This window comes from Pararhodobacter zhoushanensis (assembly GCF_003990445.1).
GTDB lineage: Bacteria > Pseudomonadota > Alphaproteobacteria > Rhodobacterales > Rhodobacteraceae > Pararhodobacter > Pararhodobacter zhoushanensis.
Genome location: NZ_REEZ01000021.1, coordinates 1 through 2500 on the forward strand (window position 1 = coordinate 1; position 2500 = coordinate 2500).

A 2500-nucleotide genomic window follows, 5' to 3' on the forward strand; every position below is an offset into this window, starting at 1 on the left:
TGGTTGCGGGGGTAGGATTTGAACCTACGACCTTCAGGTTATGAGCCTGACGAGCTACCGGGCTGCTCCACCCCGCGCCGGGTTTGTCTGTTCGGTTTGTAGTTTTTATCGTTGATGAGAGATTATTTTCTGTTTCTTGTCAGGTTTGGCGGTGACCTACTCTCCCACGTCTTAAGACGCAGTACCATCGGCGTGACGACCCTTAACTGCCGAGTTCGGGATGGGATCGGGTGTTTAGCCATCGCTATTGCCACCAAACCAGAGAAGAAACAGAACCATCGGCTGCTTACGCAACTGTCTTTTGTCTATTTAGCTTTTGATCCAGTCTTGCTTTTACTGGATCAGATCAAGCCAATCGAGCCATTAGTACCGGTCAACTGAATGCATTGCTGCACTTACATCTCCGGCCTATCGACGTGGTGGTCTACCACGGCTCTCAAGGGAGACCTTGTTTTGAAGGGGGCTTCCCGCTTAGATGCCTTCAGCGGTTATCCTGTCCGAACATAGCTACCCAGCACTACCGTTGGCACGATAACTGGTCCACCAGTGGTCCGTTCACCCCGGTCCTCTCGTACTAGGGGCAACTCTTCTCAAGTCTCCTACACCCACGGCAGATAGGGACCGAACTGTCTCACGACGTTCTAAACCCAGCTCACGTACCTCTTTAAATGGCGAACAGCCATACCCTTGGGACCGACTTCAGCCCCAGGATGAGATGAGCCGACATCGAGGTGCCAAACGATGCCGTCGATATGGACTCTTGGGCATCATCAGCCTGTTATCCCCAGCGTACCTTTTATCCGTTGAGCGATGGCCCACCCACGTGGGACCACCGGATCACTATGGCCGACTTTCGTCTCTGCTCGTCGTGTCAGACTTGCAGTCAGGCTGGCTTATGCCATTGCACTCAACGACCGATTTCCGACCGGTCTGAGCCAACCTTCGCGCGCCTCCGTTACTGTTTGGGAGGCGACCGCCCCAGTCAAACTCCCCACCATGCATGGTCCCGGACCCGGATGACGGGCCGCGGTTAGACATCAAGAGTGCGAAGGGTGGTATCTCAAGGGAGGCTCCACCGGAACTGGCGTCCCGGTATCGATGCCTACCACCTATCCTGCACATCACAATCCTGATGCCAGTGCAAAGCTGGAGTAAAGGTGCATGGGGTCTTTCCGTCTAACCGCGGGTAGTGTGCATCTTGACACACAATTCAATTTCGCTGAGTCCATGTTTGAGACAGCGGGGAAGTCGTTACGCCATTCGTGCAGGTCGGAACTTACCCGACAAGGAATTTCGCTACCTTAGGACCGTTATAGTTACGGCCGCCGTTTACTGGGGCTTCAATTCAAAGCTTGCACCTCTCCTTTTAACCTTCCAGCACCGGGCAGGCGTCAGACTGTATACGTCGCCTTACGGCTTCGCACAGCCCTGTGTTTTTAGTAAACAGTCGCCACCCCCTGGTTTGTGCCCCCGGCCCATACTTGCGTACGAACCGGGCCTCCTTCTCGCGAACTTACGGAGGTATTTTGCCGAGTTCCTTAAACATGGTTCTCTCAAGCGCCTTGGTATTCTCTACCAGTCCACCTGTGTCGGTTTCGGGTACGGTCTTATAGAGGGGCTATTTCCAGGAACCTCTAAGCGGCCCTTCCAATCCGATAAGGAAGAACAACCTTCGAGATCCGTCACCACCTCACGGCCCAGGAATATTAACCTGGTTCCCATCGACTACGCCTTTCGGCCTCGCCTTAGGGGCCGGCTTACCCTGCTCAGATTAGCTTTAAGCAGGAACCCTTGGACTTTCGGCGAGAGGGTCTCTCACCCTCTTTGTCGCTACTCATGTCAACATTCTCACTTCTGAACGCTCCACCGGTCCCTCACGGGCCGGCTTCAAAGCCGTCTCCGATGCTTCCGGTGCGCCCTGAGGCGCAAAAGAAGCAAGGAGAACTGAACAGAACGCTCCGCTACCGCGCACTTACGTGCACCCTAAGCTTCGGCTCATGGCTTGAGCCCCGTTACATCTTCGCCGCAGGACAACTTATCTAGACCAGTGAGCTGTTACGCTATCTTTAAAGGATGGCTGCTTCTAAGCCAACCTCCTGGTTGTTTTGGTCGTCCCACATGCTTTCCCACTTAGCCATGAATTGGGGGCCTTAGCTGTAGGTCAGGGTTGTTTCCCTCTTCACGACGGACGTTAGCACCCGCCGTGTGTCTGCCAGATAGTACTCTCGGGTATTCGGAGTTTGCTTAGGCTCAGTAAGTCTGTGGGACCCCATCACCCATGCAGTGCTCTACCCCCCGAGGCATTCGTCTGACGCTCTACCTAAATAGATTTCGCGGAGAACCAGCTATCTCCGAGTTTGATTGGCCTTTCACCCCTAGGCACAAGTCATCCCGATCCTTTTCAACGGATGTGGGTTCGGACCTCCAGTAAGTGTTACCTTACCTTCATCCTGCTCATGCCTAGATCACTCGGTTTCGGGTCTGATCCATCTAACTAAGT

General features: G+C 54.1%; 1 tRNA gene and 2 rRNA genes (1 of these 3 cut by a window edge). All 3 read right to left on the reverse strand.

The features are described from left to right. Positions 1-77: transfer RNA gene (locus EAE28_RS23425), tRNA-Met, on the reverse strand. A gap of 66 nt (positions 78-143) precedes the next feature. After that, positions 144-258 (reverse strand): 5S ribosomal RNA (rrf, locus tag EAE28_RS23430). Positions 259-342: 84 nt separating this feature from the next. Then, positions 343-2500 (reverse strand): 23S ribosomal RNA (locus EAE28_RS23435) (it continues 673 nt past the right edge of the window).